The sequence below is a fragment of the Limnohabitans radicicola genome (assembly GCF_014837235.1).
GTDB lineage: Bacteria > Pseudomonadota > Gammaproteobacteria > Burkholderiales > Burkholderiaceae_C > Limnohabitans_A > Limnohabitans_A radicicola.
Map to the genome: position 1 here is coordinate 192,170 of NZ_JACYFT010000003.1, position 24,634 is coordinate 216,803.

Consider the following 24,634-nt stretch of genomic DNA (forward strand, 5'->3'; position numbering starts at 1 on the left):
AGTCTGGTTTCAGTGGCGGGATGAGACCCAGATCCCGCCCACTATCAACCCAAACGCCGCCACGTGGTACAGGTGCGGCAACTCGCCCAGGAAGGCGGCCGACAGCACCGCGGCAAACAGCGGGGTGAGGTTGGCAAAAAAGCCCGCCACCGCCGGGCCTGCCTGCTGGATGCCGAGGCCCCAGCAGCGGTAGGCCAACACTGCCGGGCCTACGGCCACAAAGGCCAGCGTGGCGATCAGTGGCCCGCCCCACACGATGTGGGCGTCGGTCAGGCCCCATTCCAGTCCGGCAAACAGGCCTGACCAGCCCAGGCCAAACACCACTTGCCCGAGCAAAAAGGCCGCCCAGTCGTTGCGGATGCTGTCGGGCTCATCGCGGCGTGAGAGCAGCCAGCTGTAAAAAGACCAGCAGGCCGTGGCCAGCAGGATGAACAGGTCGCCCGCCACCAGGCGCACCGCCATCAGCTCGGCCCATTGCCCGCGCGAGAGCACCACCAGCGCGCCGCTGATGGACAGCAAGGCCCCCAGCAGCTGCATGCGCCGCACCGGGGCTTTGAAAAACAGGCCACCGATGATGAGCATCCAGAACGGCCCACTGGCCGCGACCAGGGTGACGTTCAGCGGGGTGGAGGTTTGCAGCGCCAGGTACTGCAGCGCGTTGTAGCAGCCCACACCCAGCAGACTCAGCAGGGTGAAGCGTTTCCAGTGTGACCACAGGCCGCTGTGCGGGCGCAGCACCTTCCAGGCCAGGGGCAACAAAATGAAGAAAGCGACGAACCAGCGCAAAAAGTTGAGCGTGATCGGGGGCACCAGGTCGGTGACGAGGCGGCCCACCACGGCATTGCCCGCCCACATGAGCGGCGGTACCGTCAGCAGCAGGGCGGTGACGGGGGAGAGTTTCTGGGACATCGGACGACTGTAGCGGGATTCGGGCGCGACTTTGTCGCTCGGGGTCGCGCAGGTGCCTGAGTGCCTGACAAGGCGGCTTGATTCGTGGCACAGTCGGGCATCTTTGGCATTTCACTGAATCAGGAGCACAACATGACATTGGCAGTCCAGATCGACCAGCACGGCGGACCGGAAGTGATGAAACTGGTGGACGTGACCGTGGGCGAACCCGGCCCGGGCGAGATCCGCATCCGCCACAAGGCCATCGGCCTGAACTTCATTGACGTTTACCAACGCAGCGGCCTGTACCAGCTGCCCATGCCGCTCAAGCTGGGCATGGAGGCTTCAGGTGTGGTCGAAGCGGTGGGCGAGGGCGTCACGCACCTCAAAGTGGGTGACCGCGCTGCCTACGCCAGCCAGCCCCCGGGCAGCTACTGCGAAGTGCGTGTGATGCCCGCCAAGTGCGTGTGCAAACTGCCCGATGCGATCTCGTTCGAGACGGGTGCGGCCATGATGCTCAAGGGCCTGACCGCGCAATATTTGCTCAAGCGCACGCTGCCCCAGGGCGGTCTGCAGGCGGGCGACTTCGTGCTGTTCCATGCCGCTGCTGGCGGTGTGGGCCTGATCGCCTGCCAGTGGGCCAAGGCTTTGGGCCTGCGCCTGATCGGCACGGCGGGCAGCGACGCCAAGTGCGCACTGGCCCTGGCCAACGGTGCCGAGTTCTGCATCAACTACTCGACCGAAGACTTCCAGGCCAAGGTCAAGGAGATCACGGGCGGCAAGGGCGTCAAAGTGGTTTATGACTCGGTGGGCAAAGACACCTGGGACAAGTCGCTCGACTGCCTGGCCCCGTTTGGCCTGATGGCCAGCTTCGGCAACGCGTCGGGCCCTGTGGCCCCGTTTGCGCCGGGCATCCTCGGCCCCAAGGGCTCGGTGTATGTGACGCGCCAGACTTTGTTCAGCCACATCACCACGCGCGAGAGCACGCAAGAAATGGCCGATGATTTGTTCGAGGCCGTGACCAGTGGTAAGGTCAAGATCCATATTGACCAGACCTTCCCGTTGGCCAACATCCAGGACGCGCACATCGCCCTGGAAGCCCGCAAGACCACGGGCTGCACCGTCATCACTTTGTGATGGGGGCGCTGGCGCGGTCCAGCATAGGCCCGCAATGAAAAAACCGCTGCGCAAGGCAGCGGTTTTTTATTGGGCGAGGGGTGCGGATCAGGCCGCCAGCTTGGCCTTGGGGGCAATGCTTTCCAGCGCGCTGCGCAGGTGCTGCAGCGTGCGTGGCACCTGGTGCCATTTGTCCAGGCCAAACAGGCCCATGCGGAAGGTGCTGAAGTCGGCGGGTTCGTCGCATTGCAGCGGCACGCCAGCAGCCGTCTGCAGGCCCAGCGCCAGGAACTTCTTGCTGTTCTGGATCTCGGGGTCGGTGGTGTAGCTCACCACCACGCCAGGAGCCTCAAAGCCGGGCGCGGCGACGCTGGGGAAGCCGTGCTCTTGCAGCAAGGCGCGCACCTGGCGGCCCAGCTCGATCTGCTCGTCACGCACCTTGGCAAAGCCGTAGGCTTCGGTCTCCAGCATGGCCTCTTGCAGGCGCTGCAGGGCATCGGTGGGCAAGGTGGTGTGGTACATGTGCGCACCGCCTTCGTAGGTTTCCATGACCTGCAGCCACTTCTTGAGGTCCATCGCGAAGGTGGTGCTGGTGGTGCCGTCAATGGCTTGGCGGGCGCGCTCGCTGAGCATGACCATGGCGCAGCAGGGCGAACTGCTCCAGCCTTTTTGGGGCGCGCTGATCAGCACATCCACGCCCGTGGCTTTCATGTCGACCCACATGGCGCCCGAGGCGATGCAGTCCAGCACAAACAGGCCACCCACGGCGTGCACGGCATCGGCCACGGCCTTCAGGTAGTCGTCCGGCAGGATCATGCCGGCAGCGGTTTCCACGTGCGGGGCAAACACCAGCGCGGGTTTTTCTGCGGCAATCGCGGCCTTGACCTCTTCAATGGGGGCGGGCGTCCAGGCCGCCTGCGGACCCGCAGCGATGCGGCGGGCCTTGAGCACGCTGTGGCTCTTGGGGATCTGGCCCATGTCAAAGATTTGCGTCCAGCGGAAGCTGAACCAGCCGTTGCGGATCACCATGACGTGTTGGTTGGTGGCGAACTGGCGGGCGACAGACTCCATGCCAAAGGTGCCACTGCCGGGCACCAGCGCGACCGAGTGGGCGCCATAGACGGTCTTGAGCATGCGCGAGATGTCGGTCATCACGCCACCAAAGCGCTTGGACATGTGGTTCAGGGCGCGGTCGGTGTAGACCACCGAGAACTCAAGCAGACCATCGGGGTCAATGTGGGGCAGCAGGCCGGGCATGGGGTGTCTCCGTGTTCAGGAATCAGGGGTGAGAGCTTAACCGTTTAACGCCCACGCCGCACGCGCAGCAGCTCGTCCAGTATCAGCAGGCCAGCGCCCAGCGTGATGGCGCAGTCGGCCACGTTGAAGGCCGGGAAGTGGCCGCCGTGGAAGATGGCTTCGAGAAAGGCCCAGTGGAAGTCCAGAAAGTCGACCACGTAGCCGTGCAGCAGGCGGTCAATCACATTGCCCACCGCGCCGCCCAGGATGCAGCTGACGGCCGCGCAGAACAGGCGCTGGCTCGCGTGCGAGCGCAACAGCCAGACCATCACGAGCGCGGCCACGGTGCCCAGGCCGGTGAAGAACCAGCGTTGCCAGCCGCCAGCGTCAGACAAAAAGGAAAACGCCGCCCCCAGGTTGTGCACCCGCACCAGGTTGAAGTAGGCGGTGATGGGCAGGCTCTCGCCGTACTGGAAGCTGCCGAGGATCAGCACTTTGGTGAACTGGTCGATCACCATGATCAGCGTGGCGATGCCCAGCCACAGCAGCCAGCCGCTGCCGGAGCCACCGAACGCGCGAGCGCCTTTGCCCTTGGCCATGGCGATCAGGCCACGGTGCGGGTTTCGCCCGCGCCGTAAAGGTTGCTGGTGCAGCGGCCGCACAGCGTGGGGTGGGCAGCGTCGTGGCCTACGTCGTCGGCGTAGTGCCAGCAGCGTTCGCATTTGGTGGCTTGGCTGACGTTGACCGTCACGGTCAAGCCTTTGCCTGCCACTTGCTTGAGTGTGACCTTGGAGGTGATGAAGATGAACTTCAAGTCCTGGCCCAATGAAGCGAGCTCTTCGTACAAAGGCGAATCGCACTCGATGACCAACTCGGCCTGCAGTGATGCGCCGACTTGTCCTTCAGCGCGCTTTTCTTCGATCTTCTTGTTGGCGATGTCACGGGCCTGGATGATGTCGTTCCACTTGGCCAGCAAAGCCTCATCGGCCTGCCCCAGATCGCTGAAGGTCTCGAAGAAGATGGATTCGGAGGTGCCGAAGGTGCTCCAGGCTTCCTCGGCCGTGAACGAGAGGAAGGGCGCCATCCAGCGCAGCATGGCGTGGGTGATGCGCCACAAAGCCGTTTGCGCGCTGCGGCGGGCCAGGCTCTTGGGGGCAGTCGTGTAGAGGCGGTCCTTGAGCACGTCCAGATAGAACGCGCCCAGGTCTTCGGAGCAGTACACCTGCAGCTTGCTGACCACGGGGTGGAACTCGTAAACGTCGAAGTGGGCGCGGATGTCGGCTTGCAGCTCGGCGGCGCGGGCGAGAGCAAAGCGGTCGATCTCCAGCAACTGGTCGTCGGCCAAGGCATCCTTGGCCGGATCGAAGTCGCTCACGTTGGCCAGCAGGAAGCGCAGCGTGTTGCGGATGCGGCGGTAGCCATCCACCACGCGGGCCAGGATCTTGTCGTCGATGTTCAGGTCGCCGGAGTAGTCGGTCGAAGCCACCCACAGGCGCACGATCTCGGCACCCATCTTGGTGGTGATGGTTTGCGGCTCGACGGTGTTGCCCAAACTCTTGCTCATCTTGCGGCCCTGGCCGTCGGTGGCAAAACCGTGGGTCAAGAGGCCCCGGTAGGGTGCGCGGCCTTCGAGGGCGCAGCCCAGCAGCAGCGAAGAATGGAACCAGCCGCGGTGCTGGTCGTGGCCCTCCAGATACAAGTCGGCCTCAGGCCCTTCGGCGTGGAAGGGCGGCACGCCATAAGCGTCCTTGTGGCTGCCGCGCAGCACGTGGCGGAAGGTGGAGCCGGAGTCGAACCAGACTTCCAGGATGTCGGTGCTCTTGGTGTAGTGGGGGGCGTCAGCCGCGCCCAGGATCTCTTCCACTGTCACACGGCTCCAGGCCTCGATGCCGCCTTTTTCCACAATGTCAGCGGCCTGGTCCAGGATCTCCATGGTGCGCGGGTGCAGCTCGCCGCTGTCCTTGTGCAGGAAGAAGGGCACAGGCACACCCCAGCTGCGTTGGCGCGAGATGCACCAGTCGGGCCGGTTGGCGATCATGTCGCGCAGACGGGCTTTGCCGTTTTCGGGGTAGAAGCTGGTCTCGTCGATGGCGTCGAGCGCCAGCTGGCGCAGGGTCTTGGGCGCCTTGTCTTTCGTGAAAACACCTTCGCCCTCGTCCATGCGCACAAACCATTGGGCGGCGGCGCGGTAGATGACGGGGGTTTTGTGGCGCCAGCAGTGCGGGTAGCTGTGGGTGATTTCCACCGTGGCCATCAGGCGGTCGCTCTGGCCCAGCACCTCGATCACGCGGGCACAGGCTTTCCAGATGTGCTGGCCGCCAAAGAAGGGCAGTTCGGGCGCGTACACGCCGTTGCCCTGCACCGGGTTGAGGATGTCGTCGTATTTCAGGCCGTGGGCCACGCAGGAGTTGAAGTCGTCCACGCCGTAGGCCGGGGCCGAGTGCACGATGCCCGTGCCGTCGGTGGCGGTCACGTAGTCGGCCAGGTACAGCGGCGATGTGCGGCGGTAGCTGTATTTGCCACCTTCTTCGGCGGTCACGGTGTCGTGCAGCGGGTGGCGGAACACCAGGCCACGCAGCTTCTCGCCCACGGCGGTGGCGACCACGGTGCCCTGCAGTTGGTAGCGCTCCAGGCATTTTTCGACCAGGCTGGCGGCCAGCAGCAGCACGCCGCGCGGGGTGTCCACCAAGGCGTATTCCAGCTCGGGGTGGGCGTTGAGCGCCTGGTTGGCGGGAATGGTCCAGGCGGTGGTGGTCCAGATGACGGCAAAGGCCTTTTTGCTGCCTTCGCCCGGCAGCTTGGGCAGGCCAAAGGCGGCGGCCAGGGCGGCGTTGTCGTCGGCTTCAAAGGCCACATCCAGCGTGTCGCTCTTTTTGTCGGCGTATTCGATCTCGAACTCGGCCAGGGACGAGCCGCAATCAAAGCACCAGTACACGGGCTTGAGGCCGCGGTACACAAAGCCGCGCTCGATCACGCGTTTGAAGGCGCGGATTTCGCCGGCTTCGTTGGCGAAGTCCATGGTGCGGTAGGGGCGCTCCCAGTCGCCCAGCACACCCAGGCGCTTGAAGTCTTCGCGCTGCTGGTTGATCTGTTCGGTGGCAAAGGCACGGCTCTTGGCCTGCATGTCGTCACGGCTGAGGTTGCGGCCGTGCAGTTTTTCGATGGCGTTTTCGATCGGCAGGCCGTGGCAGTCCCAGCCTGGGATGTATTGCGCATCAAAGCCAGCGAGCTGCTTGGACTTGACGATCATGTCCTTGAGCACTTTGTTGAGCGCGTGGCCGATGTGCAGTTTGCCGTTGGCGTATGGCGGGCCGTCGTGCAGCACAAACAGGGGTGCGCCCTGGCGGGCGGCGCGCAGTTTTTTGTAGAGGCCGCCGTCGTTCCAGTCTTTGACCCAGCCCGGCTCGCGCTTGGGCAGGTCGCCACGCATCGGGAAGGGGGTGTCCATCATGTTGATGCGGGTGTCGGGGTTCTGGTCTTTGTCGGTCATGGTGCTTCAAGTCGAGAGGGCTTCGACAAGCTCAGCCCGAGCGGCGGGCCGTTCGGAGAGAAAGGGGAGTGGGGTGGGCCGTATTTTCGTTCGCCCTGAGCCTGTCGAAGGGCAGCAAACGAGGGCCAGAGCGTCAAATTCGGTCGCGGGTGGTCTGGCGGTGGGTCTCGCTGTGGCGCAAGGCAAACCACGCGTGCGCGTCGTCGCAGTCCTGGGCGATGCCTTTTGTCAGGGCATCCAGACCGTCGTATTTGAGCTCGTCGTGAAGTTTGTGCAGCAGATCCACGCGGATGATTTTACCGTAGCCCCCCTCGGCCCCCAGATGGGCGGGCCAGTCAAAGGCATGGGTCTCCAGCAGCACGCGTCCGCCATTCACATCATTCGGGTCCAGCGAGGGGCGGATGCCCAGATTGGCCACGCCCCGCAAGGGCTGATCGGCCAGGCCATGCACCTGGACCACGAAGATGCCGCTGGCGGCCGGCTTCCAGTGCGAAAAGCGCAAATTCAGGGTGCGAAAACCGTCGCCTGCGCCTTGCGTTGTGGCGGCCAGTTCGCGTCCAAGCTTGCGCCCATGCACCACATGGCCACTGATGCTGTAAGGACGGCCCAGCAGGGCTTGCACTGCAGGCAGATCACCCCGGCCCAGGGCCTCCCGCACAGCCGAGCTGGACACGCGCAGGCCATGCACCTCGTAGCTGTTCATGCGCGCCACATCAAAGCCCAGGCGCTGGCCTGCGGCGTCGAGCATGGCGTAGTCGCCCGCGCGCTTGGCACCAAAGCGGAAATCGTCGCCCACCAGCACATAGCGCACGCCCAAGCCCTGGATGAGCACCTGCTGGATGAAGTCTTCGGGTGACTGGCTGGCCAGGCGGGCATCAAAGGGCAGCACCACCACCTGGTCGACCCCGCAGCGCGCCAGCTCTTGCAGCTTGTCGCGCAAGGTGGCGATGCGGGCGGGGGCCAGCTCGGGCTTGTTCAGCGCTTTGGCAAAGTAGTCGCGAGGGTGCGGCTCGAAGGTCATCACGCAGCTGGGCACGCCCCGGTGAGCGGCTTCGCTGCGCAAGAGCGCCAGCATGGCCTGGTGCCCACGGTGCACGCCATCGAAGTTGCCGATGGTCAGGGCGCAGGCTGGCGCCAGCTCTGGGTGATGAAAACCGCGAAAAACCTTCATGCCATTGGATGCCATTGTTGCCCTGGAGGGGCGCTGTCATGGTGCTGATGTACTTACAGGGTATATTGTGACCGAGCCCGAGTGGCTGCGGCTGTCCCGCTGGGGGCGGCCTGGCCTTCGGACGTCGTGCTGGTTCTTTGGAATGACAGGAGGCGTGCGTGAAGGTTCTCAAACTCTCGGCCCAGGGACTGCCCCAGTCCTGGATTTCGCTGGAGCAGGCGGTGCTGCATTACGCGGCGGACGAGGTGCGCTGGGAGGTCGGCCAGCAGGTGGCGGTCTTCAGGGGCGGTCACAACGCGCTCACCGGGCACCAGTCGGTCATCACGGTCAACAGCATCATTGGCACCCGGGGCATGCCCGGCATCAGCCCCTTCGATTTGCGCCCGAGCCTGACCAATGCCAAGCTGTTTGCCCGGGACCGCAATGTGTGTGCCTACTGCGGCGACCATTTTCACGAAGCCGACTTGACCCGTGAACACATCATTCCGTTCGCCCAGAGAGGCCAGAACCACTGGATGAATGTGGTGACGGCGTGCAGAAGTTGCAACCACCGCAAAAGCAGCCGCACCCCCGAGCAGGCCAACATGCCTTTGCTGTACGCGCCCTACGTGCCCAGCCTCTGGGAGGACTTCATCTTGCGCAACCGCCGCATCTTGAGCGACCAGATGGCGTTTTTGATGGCGCATGTGCCCAAAACCTCCCGCCTGCTGGTCTGACACGACTGCTTTGCTGGAATTCGCCAGGCATCAGCCAGAAGCAACAAGGGCTCCTCGCGGAGCCCTTGTGTGTGCAGAGTGCCGGTTGATCAGGCAAACACGCCAGCGGTCTCCTGCATGCGGGCCGAAACTTCACCCAGCTGGTGCAAGGTGTCGCCAAACGTCATGTCCAGCTGTGTCAATTTCTTGAAGTAGTGGCTCACGATGTACTCGTCGGTCACGGCAATGCCGCCGTGCAGTTGCACCGCCTGCTGACCGATAAAACGCATGGACACGCCCAGCTGGTACTTGGCACGGGCGAGCGCCCGGCGGCGCTCTTCGGCAGGCGCGTGCAGCTTGAGTGTGGCGTAGTAGCTCATCGAGCGGGCCAGCTCCAGCTGCATCTTCATGTCGGAGACGCGGTGGCGCAGGGCCTGGAAGCTGGCAATCGCCACACCGAACTGCTTGCGGGTGTTCATGTAGTCGACGGTGATGGCCAGGGTTTTGTCCATCACGCCCACGGCTTCAGCGCAGACGCTGGCGATGCCAATGTCCACGGCTTCTTCGAGGGCCACGTGGCCATTCAGGGTGATGAGTTGGGCGCTTGCCTTGTTCAGCACCACCTCGGCGGCGCGTGAGCCGTCTTGCGTGACATAGCCCTGGGTGCTCACGCCGCTGGCGCTGCGCTCGACCAGGAACAGGGCCAGCTGACCATTGGCCGTGGCAGGCACCACAAAGGCGTCGGCCTGATCGCCCACAGCCACAATGCTCTTGGTGCCCGTCACCGTCCATGCACCCGCCGATTCGCTTGCCTGCGCTGCGCAGCGGTTGAGTTGGTAGCGCGCAGCGCGTTCCTGGTGTGCCAGCACGACAATGGCTTCGCCTGCAGCCATGCGGGGCAGCCAGGCCGCCTGCAGGGCTGCCGGGGCGTGGGTTTGCAGCGTGGCGCTGGTGATCAGGGTCTGGGCCAGCGGTTCGAGCACGATGCCGCGGCCGAGCTCTTCCAAGGTGACCATGGCCTCGGTCGGGCCCATGCCTAAGCCACCGTTGTCTTCGCTCACGTACAGGCCTGTCAGGCCCAGTTCGGCCAGCTCGGTGTAGGCGGCGCGGTCAAAACCGCCAGCGGCCACGATGGCGCGGCGACGCTCGAAGTCGTAGCCCTTGTCCACCCATTTGCGCACCGCGTCGCGCAGTTGTTCCTGGTCTTCAGAAAAATCGAAATCCATGTGCTTGTCTCCTTAACCCAGAACTGTCTGGGCGACGATGTTGCGTTGCACTTCGTTGCTGCCGCCGTAGATGGTGGTCTTGCGCATGTTGAAGTAGTTGGCGGCCAGGGGGGCGTTGGCCAGCGTGCCGCCGGGGAAGTCGCCTTGCCAGCCCGCTTCCATGGCTTCGAAGATGTAGGGCAGGGCAAAGGGGCCTGCGGCTTGCATCATCAGCTCGGTGTAGCGCTGCTGGATCTCGCTGCCTTTGATTTTCAGGAGGCCTGCAATGTCGAGCGAATTCTTGCCGGACTTTTCGGCCGACAGGACGCGCAGCACCAGCATTTCGAGGGCGACGATGTCGACTTCGAGCTTGGCAATTTCGTCACGGAAACGCAGGTCGTCGTACACGCCTTCGGCCTTGGCGATGCGCTTCAATCGCTCCAGCTCGCGCTTGGCGCGGTTCACGTCGGCGATGTTGGTGCGTTCGTGCGCCAGCAGGTGCTTGGCGTAGTTCCAGCCCTTGTTCTCTTCACCGATCAGGTTCTCGGCGGGGACTTCCACGTTGTCAAACCAGACTTCGTTGACCTCGCACTCGCCGTCGAGCAGCTTGATAGGCCGCACGGTGATGCCGGGCGACTTCATGTCGATCAGCAGGAAGGAGATGCCGGTTTGGGGCTTGCCTTCGGTGCTGGTGCGCACCAGGCAGAAGATCCACTCGCCGTACTGGCCCAGCGTGGTCCAGGTTTTCTGGCCGTTGACGATGTACTTGTCGCCCTTGCGCTCGGCGCGGGTTTTGAGGGATGCCAGGTCCGAGCCGGAGCCCGGTTCGCTGTAGCCCTGGCTCCACCAGACTTCGCCGCTGGCAATGCCGGGCAAGAAGCGCTGCTGCTGCTCGGCGTTGCCGAAAGCCATGATCACCGGGGCCACCATCACCGGGCCAAAGGGCACGATGCGGGGCGCGCCAGCCAGCGCGCATTCCTCTTCAAACAGGTGTTTTTGCACGGCGGTCCAGCCGGGGCCACCAAACTGTTTGGGCCAGCCGTAGCCCAGCCAGCCTTTTTTACCCAGGATCTTGGCCCAGGATTGCATGTCGTCACGCGTCAGGCGCATGGCGTTGTGCACTTTGGTCGAGAGTTCAGTCGGCAAATTTGCCTTGACCCAGGTGCGAACTTCGTCGCGGAACGCGAGTTCTTCGGGGGTGAATGCCAAATCCATGAGCGGCGGTCTCCGGTGTTGCTGACCCAGACGGGATGTGCTGGATCCAAAAATAAAACGAACGTGCTTTTTAGCATGTTGCGCCGCGTTTGGGATGTCCTGGCTGCGACAAAAAGCGGCAACTCTGAACTTTGGAGACAGCGGCCTGGCCGATTTCAGCGGGCTAGCCCAGCGGGGATAATCCGGGCTGCACATGAAAAACATCGTCATCCTGATTTCCGGCTCGGGCTCCAACATGGCCGCCATCGTGCGCCGCGCCCAACAAGAACAATGGTCCGAACGCCTGCACGCCAGGGTGAGTGCCGTGATCAGCAACAAGGCCGATGCCCAGGGGTTGGCTTTTGCACGGGAGCAGGGCATCGCAACCGCGGTGCTGGACCACAAGGCGTTTGACAGCCGGGAGGCCTTTGACGCGGCCCTGAAGGTCGAGATCGACCGTTTCGAGCCCGACCTGGTGGTGCTGGCGGGCTTCATGCGCATCCTGACGCCCGGTTTTGTCGCGCATTACGCAGGGCGCCTGATCAACATCCATCCGTCCTTGTTGCCGGCCTTCACCGGGCTGAACACGCACCAGCGGGCCATCGATGCGGGTTGCCGCTTTGCCGGGGCCACAGTCCACCAGGTGACGGCGGAGCTGGACCATGGGGCCATCCTGGCGCAGGCGGTGGTGCCTGTGCTGCCCGATGACACGGCAGACACCCTGGCAGCGCGGGTGCTCACCCAAGAGCACCGGATTTACCCCCAGGCCGTGGCGGCCTGGCTGCGCAGCCAGGGCTGATCGGCCTCAGTCGCCCACGCGGGTGAAGCGGGGCTGCACCTGGCCGTCGATGTCCACGTTTTCACTGAACATGGCCGCAGGCCTCACCCACAGCCCTTGCTGGCCATACAGTGCTTGGTACAGCGTCATCGGCTCCAGGCTCTCGCTGTGGCGCACGGTGCCCAGCACGCGGTACATGCCGCCCTTGTAATGGCGATAGAGACCGATGGGTGTTTCGATCAGTGCGGGCAGGTCGTCGTCGTTCATGGGTGGGCAGGGATGGGACAATACGGCCCATGCATCCTAAAGCCCTTTTGGACGCCTGCGCCGACCTGGTCAGGCTTTGTCTTCAGTTCGACCACCCCGCCGACGCAGTGGTGTCCCGTTATTTCCGTGAGCACCGCTCACTCGGCCCACGCGAGCGGGCCACATTGGCCGAGACGGCTTTTGCCGTCTTGCGCAAAAAACTCCTGTTCGAGCAGCTGGCACGCTCGGGCAGCGGCCCCAAAGAACGCAAGCTGGCCATCCTGGGTTTTGCCGGTCCGCGCGACTTCCTCAATGGTGCTTTGAACGACACCGAGCGGGCCTGGCTGGACGCGTGCAACCGCATCCAACCCTCGGAATTGCTGGCCCCACACCGCCACAACCTGCCCGAGTGGATGGCGCAGGCCCTGCAAGCCCAGCTGGGTGAGGACTTCTGGGCCTTGGCCGAGAACCTGCAGCTGCCGGCCCCGCTGGACCTGCGGGTGAACACCTTTGTGGCCAAGCGCAGCGAGGTGCAAAAAGAACTCGCCCAGGCCGACATCGCTTGCGAGCCCACGCCGTTTTCGCCCTGGGGTTTGCGCCTGCAGGGCAAGCCTGCATTGCAGAAAACAGACGCCTTCACCCGGGGAGCCATCGAGGTGCAGGACGAGGGGTCGCAGTTGCTGGCTTTGCTGGTGGACGCCCACCGGGGCGAGATGGTGGTGGATTTTTGCGCGGGTGCAGGCGGCAAGACGCTGGCGCTGGGTGCGGCCATGCGCAGCACCGGGCGACTGTATGCCTTCGACGTGTCGGCGCACCGCCTGGAAGCCCTCAAGCCTCGGCTGGCCCGCAGTGGTTTGTCGAACGTGCATCCGGCCGCCATCGCGCACGAACGCGACGAGCGCATCAAGCGTTTGGCGGGCAAGATCGACCGGGTCCTGGTCGATGCGCCTTGCTCGGGTCTGGGCACCTTGCGGCGCAACCCCGACCTCAAATGGCGGCAGACCGAAAAGGCTGTGGCCGAACTCACCGCCAAGCAGACGGCCATCCTGGACAGTGCGGCGCGCCTGGTCAAATCCGGTGGGCGTCTGGTGTATGCCACCTGCAGCGTGCTGCCCCAGGAGAACGAGCTGATCGCGCAGGCGTTCAGTCAAGCGCACCCTGACTTTGTACCCCTCAATGCTGCACAGACGCTCACGCAACTCAAGGTCGAAGGTGCCGAGGGCCTGTGCACCGAAGGCGGTGACTACCTGCGGCTTTGGCCGCACCGACACGCCACCGACGGCTTTTTTGCAGCGGTCTGGGTCCGAAAGTGATTTCTTTATGACTCTTAACGAGTCTATTCCGCTCGAAAAACTGTCTTTTTTCGGGTAAAAAACTTAAAATGCACTGTTGCCTGCACAAGGCGTTATTGAAAGTCTGAATTCATGTTCTTGCCTGACTGGGCCTTTTTGGATGCCCTGATTGACTGGATGGGCCATGGCCTGTTCAACCTGGCCTGGTGGCAGGTGCTCCTGATCACGCTGGGCATGACCCACATCACCATCGCCAGTGTCACGATCTACCTGCACCGCCACTCGGCGCACCGTGCGCTGGACCTGCACCCGATTCCTGCACACTTCTTCCGCTTCTGGCTGTGGCTGACCACGGGCCAGGTGACCAAGGAGTGGACGGCGATTCACCGCAAGCACCACGCCAAGTGCGAACGCGAAGGCGACCCGCACAGCCCGGTGGTGTTCGGCATCAAGAAGGTGTTCTGGCAGGGGGCCGAGCTTTACCGTGCCGAAGCCAAGAACCAGGAAACCCTGGACCGCTACGGCCACAACACCCCCAACGACTGGATCGAGCGCCATGTCTACACAGGCCGCTCGGCCTGGGGTGTGGCACTGATGCTGGTCATTGACGTGGCCTTGTTCGGCTTTTTGGGCCTGACCGTCTGGGCGGTCCAGATGGCCTGGATTCCGATCACGGCCGCAGGCATCATCAATGGCATTGGCCACTGGTGGGGTTACCGCAATTTCGAAGCGCAGGACGCGAGCACCAACATCTCGCCCTGGGGCATCATCATTGGTGGTGAAGAGTTGCACAACAACCACCACACTTACCCGACGTCGGCCAAGCTGTCGGTCAAACCTTATGAGTTCGACATTGGCTGGATGTACATCACCATCCTGCAATCGATCGGTCTGGCCCATGTGAAGAAGACGCCACCGCGTCTGGCGTACGGCGACATCCAGCCTGTGGCCGATGAAAAGACACTCGAAGCCCTGATTGCCAACCGCTACGAAGTGATGGCCAATTACGCCCGCAACCTGCGTGTGGTGTGGGCTCAGGAAGCGGCCAAGGTCAAGCTCGACTCCAACGTCATCAAGGCGGCCAACCGCTGGTTGCACCGTGATGCCGAGAAGGTGCCCAGTGATGTGGTGGCCAAGCTCGAACGTGCGTTGGCCGCCAGCCCGGCCCTCGACAAGATGGTGCAGATGCGTGAGGAGTTGCGCCAGATCTGGCTCAACACCTCGCACTCACGCGAGCAACTGGCGATGGACCTGCAAGCCTGGTGCCGCCGTGCTGAAGAGAGTGGCATCGCTGCTTTGCGCGACTTCTCGATGAAGCTGCGTGCCGTGAGGATGCAGGCGGCTTGAGGCCGGCACGGTGGGCATCGGCATGCCGGTGCCTGCCGGGGTTCAGCGGCGTTTCGTTGTGCCCCACCGTCTCACCCAGTCAAGGCCGTCTGAGGCCATAAAAAAACCCGCTGAAGTTCAGCGGGTTTTTTGTTGGGGTGAACCGAATTACTTCAGTTTCACTTCCTTGTACTCGACGTGCTTGCGAGCTTTGGGATCAAACTTCATGATCGCCATTTTCTCGGGCATGGTCTTCTTGTTTTTGCTGGTCGTGTAGAAATGACCAGTACCTGCTGTGGACTCCAGCTTGATTTTTTCGCGTCCGCCTTTGCTTGCCATGATGTGCAGCTCCTATAAGTCAGGGTTTAGGCTTGGCCGCGTGCGCGCAGGTCTGCGAGCACGGAGTCGATGCCGTTCTTGTCGATCAGGCGCAGGGCGGCGCTGGAAACGCGCAGACGCACCCAACGGTTTTCGCTCTCGACCCAGAAACGACGGTATTGCAGGTTCGGCAGGAACCGGCGCTTGGTTTTGTTGTTGGCGTGGGAAACGTTGTTCCCAGTCATTGGGCCTTTGCCCGTTACGTCGCAAACGCGTGCCATGTGGACACTCCGATACTTTTCTAACAGCTGTTGCCGATGGGTTCATGCGGATTTGCAAAAACCTGGCATCTCAGCCTCACCTCGCCAAGAAGGGTGGCGGTATCCCCTAGATCGCTGTTTTCGTGAATCCCACGCAGTGGGCGAATCCAGCAAAGCCTTGAATTATAACGAAAAATCCGGAGGGGCCGCAAGGGCGCCCTCGGGTGGTGCAGATCAGCCGTTTTCCTGCTCCAGAAAGCGCTGCGCGTCGAGTGCTGCCATGCAGCCCGTGCCGGCGCTGGTGATGGCCTGGCGGTACACGTGGTCCTGCACGTCGCCCGCGGCAAACACGCCAGGCACCGAGGTCTGAGTGGCAAAGCCCTTCAAACCGCCTTGGGTCACGATGTAGCCGTTCTCCAGCGTCAGCTGGCCCTGGAAGATGTCGGTGTTGGGCGAGTGGCCGATGGCAATGAAGCAGCCCTTGAGTTCCAGGTCTTCGGTGCTGCCGTCGCTGGTGCTTTTCAGGCGCACGCCCGTCACGCCCGTGTCGTCACCCAGCACTTCTTCCAATGTTTTGAAGGTTTTGAGGACGATTTTGCCGGCTGCAACCTTGTCCATCAGCTTGTCCACCAGGATGGGCTCGGCCTTGAACTTGTCGCGGCGGTGGATCAGATAGACCTTGCTGGCGATGTTGGACAGGTACAAGGCTTCTTCGACGGCCGTGTTACCACCGCCGACCACACAGCAGACCTGCTCGCGGTAGAAGAAACCGTCACAGGTGGCACAGCCGCTCACGCCGCGGCCCATGAAGGCTTCTTCGGAGGGCAGGCCGAGGTACTTGGCCGAGGCCCCGGTGGCAATGATCAGGCTGTCGCAGGTGTAGGTGCCGCTGTCACCTGTCAGCGTGAAGGGGCGCTGCTGCAGGTTCACCGTGTGGATGTGGTCAAAGACGATCTTCGTCTTGAAGCGCTCGGCGTGCTCCTGAAAGCGTTGCATGAGCTCAGGGCCTTGTACGCCGTTCACATCGGCTGGCCAATTGTCGACTTCCGTGGTGGTCATCAGCTGACCGCCCTGGGCCATGCCGGTGATCAACAGGGGCTCCAGGTTGGCGCGGGCAGCATAAACGGCGGCGGTGTAGCCGGCCGGGCCTGAACCGAGGATGAGGACTTTGGCGTGTTGTGTGATGGCGGTCATGGGGTATCCGTGCAGAGTTTGGTGGATCGCTGGCGATCTCTTGAGGGTCAATTGTAAGAAACTGCCCAAAGCCAGGGCTGGGGTACGGTCAAGCCGGCTTGCTGATCGGGTAAGCTTCGCACTGAAATATGAGCTATTCCCTGCATACCTTGACCAACCCGGTGGAGCCCGCCGAGGTGAGCGAACAACCCCGCAACCTCTGGGTGCGTTTTGCGCTCGAATTCAGCCTGTTGCTGGGCGGTGCCTGTCTGGTGCTGGTGTTCCTGTCGCTGGTCAGCTACCACGTGGGGGATCCGGCCTGGTCCACCTCCGGGGACTCGTCCAAGGTGCACAACTGGGTGGGACGCCTTGGGGCATGGCTTGCCGACTTGTCTTACTTTGCCTTGGGTTATTCGGCCTGGTGGTGCTGGGCAGCCGGTCTGCGGGCCTGGCTGGTGGGTTTTGCCGGTTGGCTGCGTGGCACTTCGGATCTTGAAGAGCCGCACCCGCCAGAAATCGAATCGCGTGCCTGGACTTTTTGGCTGGGTTTGACGGTGCTGCTGCTGTGCAGCACCAGCCTGGAATGGACGCGGCTGTACCGGCTGGAGGGACATCTGCCAGGCTACAGCGGGGGGGCTCTGGGTTATCTGGTCGGTCTGCAGGCCATGCAGTGGCTGGGTTTTACAGGCTCTGCGCTGGTGGCCATTGTGGGCTTGGTGCTGGGCTTGTCGGCGGTGTTCCGTTTTTCATGGGGCCAGTTGGCCGAGTCAATCGGTGGGCGCATCGATGGTTTGATCCGTTCACGGCATGTCAAGCGCGAAATCGAAGAAGACCTGGCTATGGGCCAACAGGCTCTGCGTGAGCGTGAGCAAAGCCAGACCTTCCAGCCTGTTGAGCCGCAATGGGACATGGACGCCGCACCACTGCCCGAGCCCTCTGGCATCGCGGGGCAGATGGAGTTGGCCCCCTTGCCTGTGCCGCCCCCAGTGCCTGCGCCGCGTGTGATCGAGGCGGCAGTGGTCGATGTGCCGCGCAGCGAGCGCGTGGTCAAGGAAAAGCAAAAACCACTGTTCAATGAATTGCCCGACAGCAAGCTGCCCCAGGTGGATTTGCTCGATGCCGTCACCCTGCGCCAGGAGACGGTGTCCCACGAAACGCTGGAGATGACCAGCCGCCTGATCGAGAAAAAGCTCAAGGATTTCGGTGTCGAAGTTCGCGTGGTGGCCGCGGCCCCTGGCCCGGTGATCACCCGTTACGAAATCGAGCCGGCCACGGGCGTCAAAGGCTCGCAGGTGGTGAACTTGGCCAAGGATTTGGCACGATCCCTGAGTCTGGTGTCGATCCGTGTGATCGAGACCATTCCCGGCAAGAACTACATGGCGCTCGAGCTGCCGAACGCCAAGCGCCAGTCGATCAAGCTCAGCGAAATTCTGGGCTCGCAGGTCTACAATGAAGCCAAGTCCATGCTCACCATGGGCTTGGGCAAGGACATCATTGGCAACCCGGTGGTGGCCGATCTGGCCAAGATGCCCCACGTGCTGGTGGCCGGTACCACCGGCTCGGGCAAGTCGGTGGGGATCAACGCGATGATCCTGTCGCTGTTGTACAAGGCCGAAGCGCGCGATGTGCGCCTCTTGATGATCGACCCCAAGATGCTGGAGATGTCGGTCTACGAAGGCATCCCGCATTTGCTCGCCCCGGTGGTGACCGACATGCGCCAGGCCGCCCATGGCCTGAACTGGTGTGTGGCCGAGATGGAAAAGCGCTACAAGCTCATGAGCAAGATGGGCGTGCGCAACCTGGCCGGTTACAACGCCAAGATCGATGAGGCCACGGCCCGCGAAGAGTTCATCTACAACCCCTTCAGCCTGACCCCGGACGATCCGGAGCCGCTCAAGCGCTTGCCGCACATTGTGGTCGTGATCGACGAGCTGGCCGATTTGATGATGGTGGTGGGCAAGAAGATCGAAGAGCTGATCGCCCGCTTGGCCCAAAAAGCCCGTGCGGCCGGCATCCATTTGATTTTGGCCACCCAGCGCCCCAGCGTGGATGTGATCACGGGTCTGATCAAGGCCAACATTCCGACGCGCATTGCGTTCTCTGTCGGCTCCAAAATCGACAGCCGGACCATCCTGGACCAAATGGGCGCCGAGGCGCTGCTGGGCATGGGCGACATGTTGTACATGGCCAGTGGCACGGGTTTTCCGATCCGGGTGCACGGCGCATTTGTCAGCGACGAAGAGGTGCACCGCGTGGTCGAATACCTCAAGAGCCAGGGGGAGCCTGATTACATCGAAGGCGTGCTCGAAGGCGGCACCACCGACGACGATGGCGGCATGCTGGGCGAAGGCGACAGTGGTGAAAAAGACCCGATGTACGACCAGGCGGTCGAGGTCGTTCTGAAAAACCGCAAGGCCAGCATCTCCCTGGTCCAACGCCACCTCAAGATCGGCTACAACCGCGCCGCCCGTCTGGTGGAAGACATGGAAAAAGCCGGCCTCGTCAGCGCCATGAGCGGCAGTGGCCAGCGCGAAATCCTGGTGCCCGCCCGTACCGAGTGACCCCCATGCTTGCATCGCGCCGTGGCCTGATGGCCCTTTTGCTCACCCTGTTGTGCAGCCCCTGGGTGGCGCATGCACAAGGGCTGGAGCTGCTTTCGCTGTTCATGAAGCAGGCCAGCAGCGGCCGCGCAACCTTCACCCAGGTGGTGACTTCGCCCTCCAAGGCCGGGCAGCCGCCTCGGCAGAAAACGTCCAGCGGTGCGCTGGAGTTCCATCGCCCAGGGCAGTTCCGCTTTGTCTACAAAAAGCCCTTTGCCCAGACCCTGCTGGCCGATGGCCAGAACTTCTGGTTGCACGACGTGGAGTTGAACCAGATCACGGTGCGCAAGCAAAACCAGGTGTTGGGCAGCACACCCATGGCCTTGCTGACCTCGGCGGCCGATGTCAAAGCGCTGGAGGCCGATTTCCAGTTGCGCAGCGAGCCCGGCCGCGATGGCCTGGAGTGGGTGCGCGCCACGCCTAAAGCCCAGGATGGCCAAATCCAGTCCTTGCTGGCGGGGCTGCGCAAGACCGACAAGGGCGTGGAGCTGGTGACCATCGATGTGCAAGACAGCCTGGGTCAGCGCTCGGTGCTCACGCTCAGCGGCCTGGAACTCAACCCGACACTGCCGGCCGACACCTTTGTGTTTCGTGTGCCTGCGGGTGTTGAGGTCATCCGACCCTGAGGCGCTTGCACATGGCAGCCCACATGCCACTGGCCGAGCAGCTGCGCCCCCGCACCCTGGGTGAGGTGATCGGGCAGCAACACATCCTGGGCGAAGGCATGGCTTTGCGCCTGGCTTTCGAGTCAGGGCAACCGCACAGCTGCATCCTCTGGGGCCCACCGGGGGTGGGCAAAACCACCATTGCAAGGCTCATGGCCGATGCGTTTGACGCCCAGTTCATCAGCATCAGTGCGGTGCTGGGTGGTGTCAAAGACATCCGTGAGGCGGTGGACAAAGCCGAAGCGGCACGCAGCGGACTGCACGCGCAGCGCACCATCATGTTCGTCGATGAGGTGCACCGTTTCAACAAAAGCCAGCAGGACGCGTTTTTGCCGCATGTGGAAAGCGGTCTGTTCACCTTCATCGGTGCTACCACCGAAAACCCGTCGTTCGAAGTCAATTCCGCGCTGCTGTCGCGGGCGGCGGTGTATGTGCTGCAGCCCCTGGGCGAAGACGATCTGCGCCAGATCGTGGCGCGTGCGCAGGGCATCGGTGCAGTGCCTGCCATCGAGCCCGAGGCGATGGCGCGCTTGCTGTCTTATGCCGACGGCGATGCCAGGCGCTTGCTCAACACGCTCGAAACGCTGGCCATGGCCGCTGCCCGTGAAAAGATCGACCCGGTCACCGATGCCTGGTTGCTCAAGGTGCTGGGCGAGCGCATGCGCCGCTACGACAAAGGCGGCGAGCAGTTTTACGACACCATCAGTGCGCTGCACAAATCGGTGCGCGGCTCGGATCCCGATGCGGCCCTGTATTGGTTCGTGCGCATGCTCGATGGCGGTGCCGATCCGCGCTACATGGCCCGGCGCCTGATCCGGATGGCGAGCGAGGACATTGGTCTGGCCGATCCACGGGCCTTGCGCATGGCGCTGGATGCGGCCGAGGTCTACGAGCGTCTGGGCAGCCCCGAAGGTGAGCTGACGCTGGCGCAGTGCGTGATTTATCTGGCCATGGCGCCCAAATCGAACGCTGCTTACAAGGCTTATAACGAAGCCCGGGCTTTCGTCAAAAAAGATGGCACACGCCCGGTGCCCATGCACTTGCGCAATGCCCCGACAAAGCTGATGAAAGACCTCGATTACGGCAAGGGTTACCGCTATGCCCATGACGAAGAGGGGGGCTTTGCCGCTGGTGAGCGTTATTTGCCCGAGGGCATGCCCGAGCCAGGGTTTTACAGGCCTGTGGCTCGGGGGCTGGAGATCAAGATTGCCGAGAAATTGGCAAAATTGAAAGAGCTCAACCGCGAGCAGGGTAAGCCCTGAGGAAAGTGAATGCCGATACGCTGTTTTCTTTCACTACAATCCCGCCACCTGACCCGCCTGACATGCGCCCTGGCGGGTTTTTTGCTAAGTGAAGACCCGCGACCCACAAAGTTGCACGGGCTTCTCCATCCACCGATGGCGCGACCCGGCATGAGCGGGTCAACACTGGAGAATTGAATTCATGGACGTCTTGCTACAACAGATCATCAACGGTCTGGTTCTGGGCAGCATGTACGCCTTGGTGGCCTTGGGCTACACCATGGTGTACGGCATCATCAACCTCATCAACTTTGCGCACGGTGAAGTGCTCATGGTCGGCGCTTTGACCAGTTGGACATCGATTGGCTGGATGAAAGACGCCATGCCCGATGCACCAGGGTGGGTCATTTTGCTGCTGGCCACCCTGATTGCGTGCGTGGTCGCCGCCTCATTGAATTTCGCGATCGAGAAAATCGCTTACCGGCCCCTGCGCAACAGCCCCAAGCTGGCCCCCCTGATCACCGCCATCGGCATGAGCATCTTGCTGCAGACCCTGGCCATGATCATCTGGAAGCCCAACTACAAGGCTTATCCCACACTGCTGCCCAGCACCCCCATCAATGTGGGTGAAGCGGTCATCACCCCGACGCAAATCATGATCCTGGTGGTCACTGCCGTGTCGCTGGCCGTGCTGATGTGGCTGGTCAACGCCACGCGTCTGGGCCGCGCCATGCGGGCCACTGCCGAGAATCCCCGCGTTGCAGCCCTGATGGGCGTCAAGCCCGACATGGTGATTTCGGCCACCTTCATCATCGGCGCCATCCTGGCCGCCATCGCAGGCGTCATGTACGCCTCCAACTACGGCACAGCCCAGCACGCCATGGGCTTCACGCCAGGCCTCAAGGCCTTCACGGCAGCCGTATTCGGCGGCATCGGCAACCTGTCGGGTGCGGTGGTGGGCGGCATTTTGCTGGGCCTGATCGAGTCGATCGGCTCGGGCTACATCGGTGACCTCACGGGTGGCGTGCTGGGCAGCCACTACGCCGATATTTTTGCGTTTATCGTGCTGATCATCGTGCTGACCTTGCGCCCCTCTGGCCTGATGGGTGAGCGCGTGGCCGATCGCGCTTGAAGGGGATGCACATGAAACTCAACAAAAACATCCAATTCCTGCTGCTGGGCGCATTCCTGCTGGTGCTGCCTTTTGCCCTGCAAGGGCTGGGCAACGCCTGGGTCCGCATCGCTGACATGGCGCTGCTCTATGTGCTGCTGGCGCTGGGCCTGAACATCGTGGTTGGCTATGCCGGTCTGCTGGACCTGGGTTATGTGGCCTTCTTTGCTGTCGGTGCGTACATGTACGGCTTGCTGGCCTCGCCGCACCTGATCGACACCTTCCCTGCCATTGCGGCCATGTTCCCCAATGGCCTGCACATGCCCTTGTGGGTCATCGTGCCGCTGGCGGCCGCTCTGGCAGGCCTGTTTGGCATGCTGCTGGGGGCCCCTACGCTCAAATTGCGCGGCGACTACCTGGCCATCGTGACGCTGGGCTTCGGTGAAATCATCCGGGTGTTCATGAACAACCTGGACCAGCCGGTCAACATCACCAATGGCCCCAAAGGCATCGACATGATCGATTCGATCACGATCTTTGGCTGGAGCCTGAGCAAGAAGCTGACCATCGGTGGTCTGGAAATCGCCTCGGTCACGCTGTACTACTACCTCTTCCTGGGCCTGGTGTTGCTGAGCATCCTGATTTCGCACCGCCTGCAGTTCTCCCGCATTGGCCGCGCCTGGATGGCCATCCGCGAAGACGAGATCGCGGCCAAAGCCATGGGCCTGAACACCCGCAACCTCAAACTGCTGGCGTTCGGCATGGGCGCCACTTTCGGTGGCGTGTCGGGGGCCATGTTCGCGGGCTTCCAGGGTTTTGTGTCGCCCGAATCGTTCAGCCTCATGGAGTCGGTCATGATCGTCGCCATGGTGGTGCTCGGTGGCCTGGGCCATTTGCCGGGCGTCATTTTGGGTGCCGTGCTGCTGTCGGCCTTGCCTGAGGTGCTGCGCTACGTGGCAGGCCCCCTGCAGGCGCTCACCGATGGCCGTCTGGATGCTTCCATCCTGCGTCAGCTGCTGATCGCGCTGGCCATGATCATCGTCATGCTGCTGCGGCCGCGGGGCCTGTGGCCCGCGCCCGAGCACGGTAAAAGCCTGAAGGCACAATGAAGGAGCCTCAGATGACAAACACCGTACTCCAAGTAGCAGGCATCTCCAAGCGTTTTGGCGGTCTGCAGGCGCTCACCGATGTGGGCATCACCATCGAGCGTGGCCAGGTCTATGGCCTGATCGGCCCCAACGGCGCGGGCAAGACCACGTTCTTCAACGTGATCACCGGCCTCTACACCCCCGACAGCGGCACCTTCGAGTTGGCTGGTAAGCCCTACCAGCCCACGGCCGTGCACGAGGTGGCCAAGGCGGGCATTGCACGCACGTTCCAGAACATCCGCCTGTTCTCTGAAATGACGGCGCTCGAAAACGTCATGGTGGGCCGCCATCTGCGCACCCACTCCGGTTTGTTGGGGGCCATCTTCCGCACCCCCGGCTTCAAGGCCGAAGAAGCCGCCATCGCTGCGCGTGCGCAGGAATTGCTGGACTATGTGGGCATTGGCAAGTACGCCGATTACCGTGCCCGCACCCTCTCGTATGGCGATCAGCGCCGGCTGGAGATTGCCCGCGCTTTGGCCACCGACCCGCAACTGATTGCGCTGGACGAGCCTGCCGCCGGCATGAACGCCACCGAAAAAGTGCAGCTGCGTGAGCTGATCGACCGCATCCGCAAGGACAACCGCACCATCTTGCTCATCGAGCACGATGTGAAGCTGGTCATGGGTCTGTGCGACCGCGTCACGGTGCTGGACTACGGCAAGCAGATTGCCGAGGGCACGCCCGCCGATGTACAGAAGAACGAAAAAGTGATTGAAGCCTATCTGGGCGCCGGAGGACACTGACATGGCACAGACTCTTTTGAAAGTCAAAGGCCTGCAAGTGGCTTATGGCGGCATCCAAGCCGTCAAGGGCGTGGACCTGGAAGTGCGCGAAGGCGAGCTGGTGTCGTTGATCGGCTCCAACGGTGCGGGCAAGACCACCACCATGAAGGCCATCACGGGCACGCAAGCCATGCAGGCCGGTGACATTGAATACCTGGGCCAAAGCATCCAGGGCCAGGGCCCTTGGGACCTGGTCAAGCAGGGCCTGGCCATGGTGCCGGAGGGCCGCGGTGTGTTCACCCGCATGACCATCATCGAGAACCTGCAGATGGGCGCCTACATCCGCTCGGACTCTGCCGCGGTGGCCGACGACATGGAAAAAATGCTCGACCTGTTCCCGCGCCTGCGCGAGCGCAAGGACCAGCTGGCGGGCACCATGTCCGGCGGCGAGCAGCAGATGCTGGCCATGGCCCGTGCCTTGATGTCGCGTCCCAAGGTCTTGCTTCTGGACGAGCCCTCCATGGGGTTGTCGCCCATCATGGTGGACAAAATCTTTGAAGTCGTGAAAGATGTTTACGCTCAGGGCGTGACGGTGCTCTTGGTGGAGCAAAACGCCAGCCGTGCGCTGGCCATTGCCGACCGGGGCTACGTGATGGATTCGGGACTGATCACCATGTCCGGCGCAGGCCGGGACATGTTGGAAGACCCCAAAGTCCGCGCCGCTTATCTGGGAGAATGATTCAACAGGGCTTTTGCGGT

23 protein-coding genes are annotated in these 24,634 nt (G+C 62.7%); 12 read left to right on the top strand and 11 right to left on the bottom strand.

What is annotated here, in order from left to right:
• Positions 1-9: 9 nt before the first annotated feature.
• On the bottom strand, positions 10-909 hold the full coding sequence (locus tag IC609_RS13555; protein ID WP_191820050.1) for a DMT family transporter: 900 nt from the start codon (positions 907-909) through the stop codon (positions 10-12).
• Positions 910-1,041: 132 nt separating this feature from the next.
• Here IC609_RS13555 and IC609_RS13560 point away from each other — a divergent pair, with 132 nt between their 5' ends.
• The gene (locus IC609_RS13560; RefSeq protein WP_191820051.1) at positions 1,042-2,025 is read left to right on the top strand and encodes a quinone oxidoreductase family protein; all 984 of its coding nucleotides are present in this window, start codon (positions 1,042-1,044) and stop codon (positions 2,023-2,025) included.
• 87 nt (positions 2,026-2,112) lie between these two features.
• On the opposite strand, the gene IC609_RS13565 is transcribed toward IC609_RS13560, so the two are convergent.
• The 4 genes from IC609_RS13565 to IC609_RS13580 all read right to left on the bottom strand — a co-directional run bounded on the left by IC609_RS13565 (position 2,113) and on the right by IC609_RS13580 (position 7,901).
• On the bottom strand, positions 2,113-3,261 hold the full coding sequence (locus IC609_RS13565; RefSeq protein WP_191820052.1) for an aminotransferase class V-fold PLP-dependent enzyme: 1,149 nt from the start codon (positions 3,259-3,261) through the stop codon (positions 2,113-2,115).
• Positions 3,262-3,305: 44 nt separating this feature from the next.
• Positions 3,306-3,839 (bottom strand): signal peptidase II, encoded by a 534-nt coding sequence (gene lspA / locus IC609_RS13570; protein WP_191820053.1) that lies wholly within the window; start codon positions 3,837-3,839, stop codon positions 3,306-3,308.
• A gap of 5 nt (positions 3,840-3,844) precedes the next feature.
• Positions 3,845-6,730 (bottom strand): isoleucine--tRNA ligase, encoded by a 2,886-nt coding sequence (ileS, locus tag IC609_RS13575; RefSeq protein ID WP_191820054.1) that lies wholly within the window; start codon positions 6,728-6,730, stop codon positions 3,845-3,847.
• A gap of 133 nt (positions 6,731-6,863) precedes the next feature.
• Complete coding sequence (locus IC609_RS13580) at positions 6,864-7,901, bottom strand: bifunctional riboflavin kinase/FAD synthetase (RefSeq protein WP_191820055.1); 1,038 nt, start codon at positions 7,899-7,901, stop codon at positions 6,864-6,866.
• 158 nt (positions 7,902-8,059) lie between these two features.
• On the opposite strand from IC609_RS13580, the gene IC609_RS13585 reads away from it, so the two are divergent.
• Positions 8,060-8,617, top strand: a complete 558-nt coding sequence (locus tag IC609_RS13585) for an HNH endonuclease (RefSeq protein WP_191820056.1) — start codon at positions 8,060-8,062, stop codon at positions 8,615-8,617.
• Between the two features lie 89 nt (positions 8,618-8,706).
• Here IC609_RS13585 and IC609_RS13590 read toward each other — a convergent pair whose 3' ends face one another.
• On the bottom strand, positions 8,707-9,822 hold the full coding sequence (locus IC609_RS13590; RefSeq protein WP_191820057.1) for an acyl-CoA dehydrogenase family protein: 1,116 nt from the start codon (positions 9,820-9,822) through the stop codon (positions 8,707-8,709).
• A gap of 12 nt (positions 9,823-9,834) precedes the next feature.
• Positions 9,835-11,016: an acyl-CoA dehydrogenase family protein gene (locus tag IC609_RS13595; RefSeq protein ID WP_191820058.1), complete on the bottom strand. Its 1,182-nt coding sequence runs from the start codon at positions 11,014-11,016 to the stop codon at positions 9,835-9,837.
• Positions 11,017-11,209: 193 nt separating this feature from the next.
• Between IC609_RS13595 and purN the strand changes: the two genes are divergently transcribed.
• On the top strand, positions 11,210-11,794 hold the full coding sequence (gene purN / locus IC609_RS13600; RefSeq protein WP_191820059.1) for a phosphoribosylglycinamide formyltransferase: 585 nt from the start codon (positions 11,210-11,212) through the stop codon (positions 11,792-11,794).
• A 6-nt stretch (positions 11,795-11,800) separates the two neighbouring features.
• On the opposite strand, the gene IC609_RS13605 is transcribed toward purN, so the two are convergent.
• Positions 11,801-12,040 carry a DUF1653 domain-containing protein gene (locus IC609_RS13605; protein WP_191820060.1) on the bottom strand — a complete coding sequence of 80 codons (240 nt, stop codon included), beginning with the start codon at positions 12,038-12,040 and terminating at the stop codon, positions 11,801-11,803.
• A gap of 29 nt (positions 12,041-12,069) precedes the next feature.
• Between IC609_RS13605 and IC609_RS13610 the strand changes: the two genes are divergently transcribed.
• Positions 12,070-13,332: an RsmB/NOP family class I SAM-dependent RNA methyltransferase gene (locus IC609_RS13610; protein WP_191820061.1), complete on the top strand. Its 1,263-nt coding sequence runs from the start codon at positions 12,070-12,072 to the stop codon at positions 13,330-13,332.
• A 111-nt stretch (positions 13,333-13,443) separates the two neighbouring features.
• Entirely contained in the window at positions 13,444-14,658 is a 1,215-nt protein-coding gene (locus tag IC609_RS13615; RefSeq protein ID WP_191820062.1) for a DesA family fatty acid desaturase, read from the top strand.
• 147 nt (positions 14,659-14,805) lie between these two features.
• Here the strand turns inward: IC609_RS13615 and rpmG are convergent, their stop codons facing one another.
• The 3 genes from rpmG to trxB all read right to left on the bottom strand — a co-directional run bounded on the left by rpmG (position 14,806) and on the right by trxB (position 16,409).
• On the bottom strand, positions 14,806-14,976 hold the full coding sequence (gene rpmG, locus IC609_RS13620; protein WP_191820063.1) for a 50S ribosomal protein L33: 171 nt from the start codon (positions 14,974-14,976) through the stop codon (positions 14,806-14,808).
• A gap of 26 nt (positions 14,977-15,002) precedes the next feature.
• Positions 15,003-15,236: a 50S ribosomal protein L28 gene (gene rpmB / locus IC609_RS13625; protein ID WP_191820064.1), complete on the bottom strand. Its 234-nt coding sequence runs from the start codon at positions 15,234-15,236 to the stop codon at positions 15,003-15,005.
• Positions 15,237-15,449: 213 nt separating this feature from the next.
• Positions 15,450-16,409, bottom strand: coding sequence for a thioredoxin-disulfide reductase (gene trxB, locus IC609_RS13630; protein ID WP_191820065.1), 960 nt, complete (start codon positions 16,407-16,409; stop codon positions 15,450-15,452).
• Between the two features lie 128 nt (positions 16,410-16,537).
• Here trxB and IC609_RS13635 point away from each other — a divergent pair, with 128 nt between their 5' ends.
• The 7 genes from IC609_RS13635 (at position 16,538) to IC609_RS13665 (ending at position 24,614) form a co-directional block, all read left to right on the top strand.
• On the top strand, positions 16,538-18,949 hold the full coding sequence (locus IC609_RS13635; protein WP_191820066.1) for a DNA translocase FtsK: 2,412 nt from the start codon (positions 16,538-16,540) through the stop codon (positions 18,947-18,949).
• Positions 18,950-18,954: 5 nt separating this feature from the next.
• Positions 18,955-19,614, top strand: coding sequence for a LolA family protein (locus IC609_RS13640; protein ID WP_225224194.1), 660 nt, complete (start codon positions 18,955-18,957; stop codon positions 19,612-19,614).
• An 11-nt stretch (positions 19,615-19,625) separates the two neighbouring features.
• Positions 19,626-20,915 (top strand): replication-associated recombination protein A, encoded by a 1,290-nt coding sequence (locus IC609_RS13645; RefSeq protein WP_191820067.1) that lies wholly within the window; start codon positions 19,626-19,628, stop codon positions 20,913-20,915.
• A 181-nt stretch (positions 20,916-21,096) separates the two neighbouring features.
• Complete coding sequence (locus tag IC609_RS13650) at positions 21,097-22,026, top strand: branched-chain amino acid ABC transporter permease (protein ID WP_191820068.1); 930 nt, start codon at positions 21,097-21,099, stop codon at positions 22,024-22,026.
• A gap of 11 nt (positions 22,027-22,037) precedes the next feature.
• Positions 22,038-23,114 (top strand): branched-chain amino acid ABC transporter permease, encoded by a 1,077-nt coding sequence (locus IC609_RS13655; protein WP_191820069.1) that lies wholly within the window; start codon positions 22,038-22,040, stop codon positions 23,112-23,114.
• A gap of 11 nt (positions 23,115-23,125) precedes the next feature.
• Entirely contained in the window at positions 23,126-23,896 is a 771-nt protein-coding gene (locus IC609_RS13660; protein ID WP_191820070.1) for an ABC transporter ATP-binding protein, read from the top strand.
• 1 nt (position 23,897) lies between these two features.
• Positions 23,898-24,614, top strand: a complete 717-nt coding sequence (locus IC609_RS13665) for an ABC transporter ATP-binding protein (RefSeq protein WP_191820071.1) — start codon at positions 23,898-23,900, stop codon at positions 24,612-24,614.
• Positions 24,615-24,634 lie beyond the last annotated feature (20 nt).

Excerpts from the sequence above, each read along its gene's own strand:
- IC609_RS13595 (WP_191820058.1), bottom strand. The coding sequence starts at position 11,016 with ATGGATTTGGCATTCACCCCCGAAGAACTCGCGTTCCGCGACGAAGTT.
- purN (WP_191820059.1), top strand. The coding sequence starts at position 11,210 with ATGAAAAACATCGTCATCCTGATTTCCGGCTCGGGCTCCAACATGGCC.
- IC609_RS13660 (WP_191820070.1), top strand. The coding sequence starts at position 23,126 with ATGACAAACACCGTACTCCAAGTAGCAGGCATCTCCAAGCGTTTTGGC.
- IC609_RS13655 (WP_191820069.1), top strand. The coding sequence starts at position 22,038 with ATGAAACTCAACAAAAACATCCAATTCCTGCTGCTGGGCGCATTCCTG.
- IC609_RS13560 (WP_191820051.1), top strand. The coding sequence starts at position 1,042 with ATGACATTGGCAGTCCAGATCGACCAGCACGGCGGACCGGAAGTGATG.
- IC609_RS13650 (WP_191820068.1), top strand. The coding sequence starts at position 21,097 with ATGGACGTCTTGCTACAACAGATCATCAACGGTCTGGTTCTGGGCAGC.
- IC609_RS13615 (WP_191820062.1), top strand. The coding sequence starts at position 13,444 with ATGTTCTTGCCTGACTGGGCCTTTTTGGATGCCCTGATTGACTGGATG.
- IC609_RS13590 (WP_191820057.1), bottom strand. The coding sequence starts at position 9,822 with ATGGATTTCGATTTTTCTGAAGACCAGGAACAACTGCGCGACGCGGTG.
- lspA (WP_191820053.1), bottom strand. The coding sequence starts at position 3,839 with ATGGCCAAGGGCAAAGGCGCTCGCGCGTTCGGTGGCTCCGGCAGCGGC.
- trxB (WP_191820065.1), bottom strand. The coding sequence starts at position 16,409 with ATGACCGCCATCACACAACACGCCAAAGTCCTCATCCTCGGTTCAGGC.
- rpmG (WP_191820063.1), bottom strand. The coding sequence starts at position 14,976 with ATGGCAAGCAAAGGCGGACGCGAAAAAATCAAGCTGGAGTCCACAGCA.
- IC609_RS13610 (WP_191820061.1), top strand. The coding sequence starts at position 12,070 with ATGCATCCTAAAGCCCTTTTGGACGCCTGCGCCGACCTGGTCAGGCTT.
- IC609_RS13555 (WP_191820050.1), bottom strand. The coding sequence starts at position 909 with ATGTCCCAGAAACTCTCCCCCGTCACCGCCCTGCTGCTGACGGTACCG.
- IC609_RS13665 (WP_191820071.1), top strand. The coding sequence starts at position 23,898 with ATGGCACAGACTCTTTTGAAAGTCAAAGGCCTGCAAGTGGCTTATGGC.
- rpmB (WP_191820064.1), bottom strand. The coding sequence starts at position 15,236 with ATGGCACGCGTTTGCGACGTAACGGGCAAAGGCCCAATGACTGGGAAC.
- IC609_RS13605 (WP_191820060.1), bottom strand. The coding sequence starts at position 12,040 with ATGAACGACGACGACCTGCCCGCACTGATCGAAACACCCATCGGTCTC.
- IC609_RS13640 (WP_225224194.1), top strand. The coding sequence starts at position 18,955 with ATGCTTGCATCGCGCCGTGGCCTGATGGCCCTTTTGCTCACCCTGTTG.
- IC609_RS13635 (WP_191820066.1), top strand. The coding sequence starts at position 16,538 with ATGAGCTATTCCCTGCATACCTTGACCAACCCGGTGGAGCCCGCCGAG.
- ileS (WP_191820054.1), bottom strand. The coding sequence starts at position 6,730 with ATGACCGACAAAGACCAGAACCCCGACACCCGCATCAACATGATGGAC.
- IC609_RS13645 (WP_191820067.1), top strand. The coding sequence starts at position 19,626 with ATGGCAGCCCACATGCCACTGGCCGAGCAGCTGCGCCCCCGCACCCTG.
- IC609_RS13580 (WP_191820055.1), bottom strand. The coding sequence starts at position 7,901 with ATGAAGGTTTTTCGCGGTTTTCATCACCCAGAGCTGGCGCCAGCCTGC.
- IC609_RS13565 (WP_191820052.1), bottom strand. The coding sequence starts at position 3,261 with ATGCCCGGCCTGCTGCCCCACATTGACCCCGATGGTCTGCTTGAGTTC.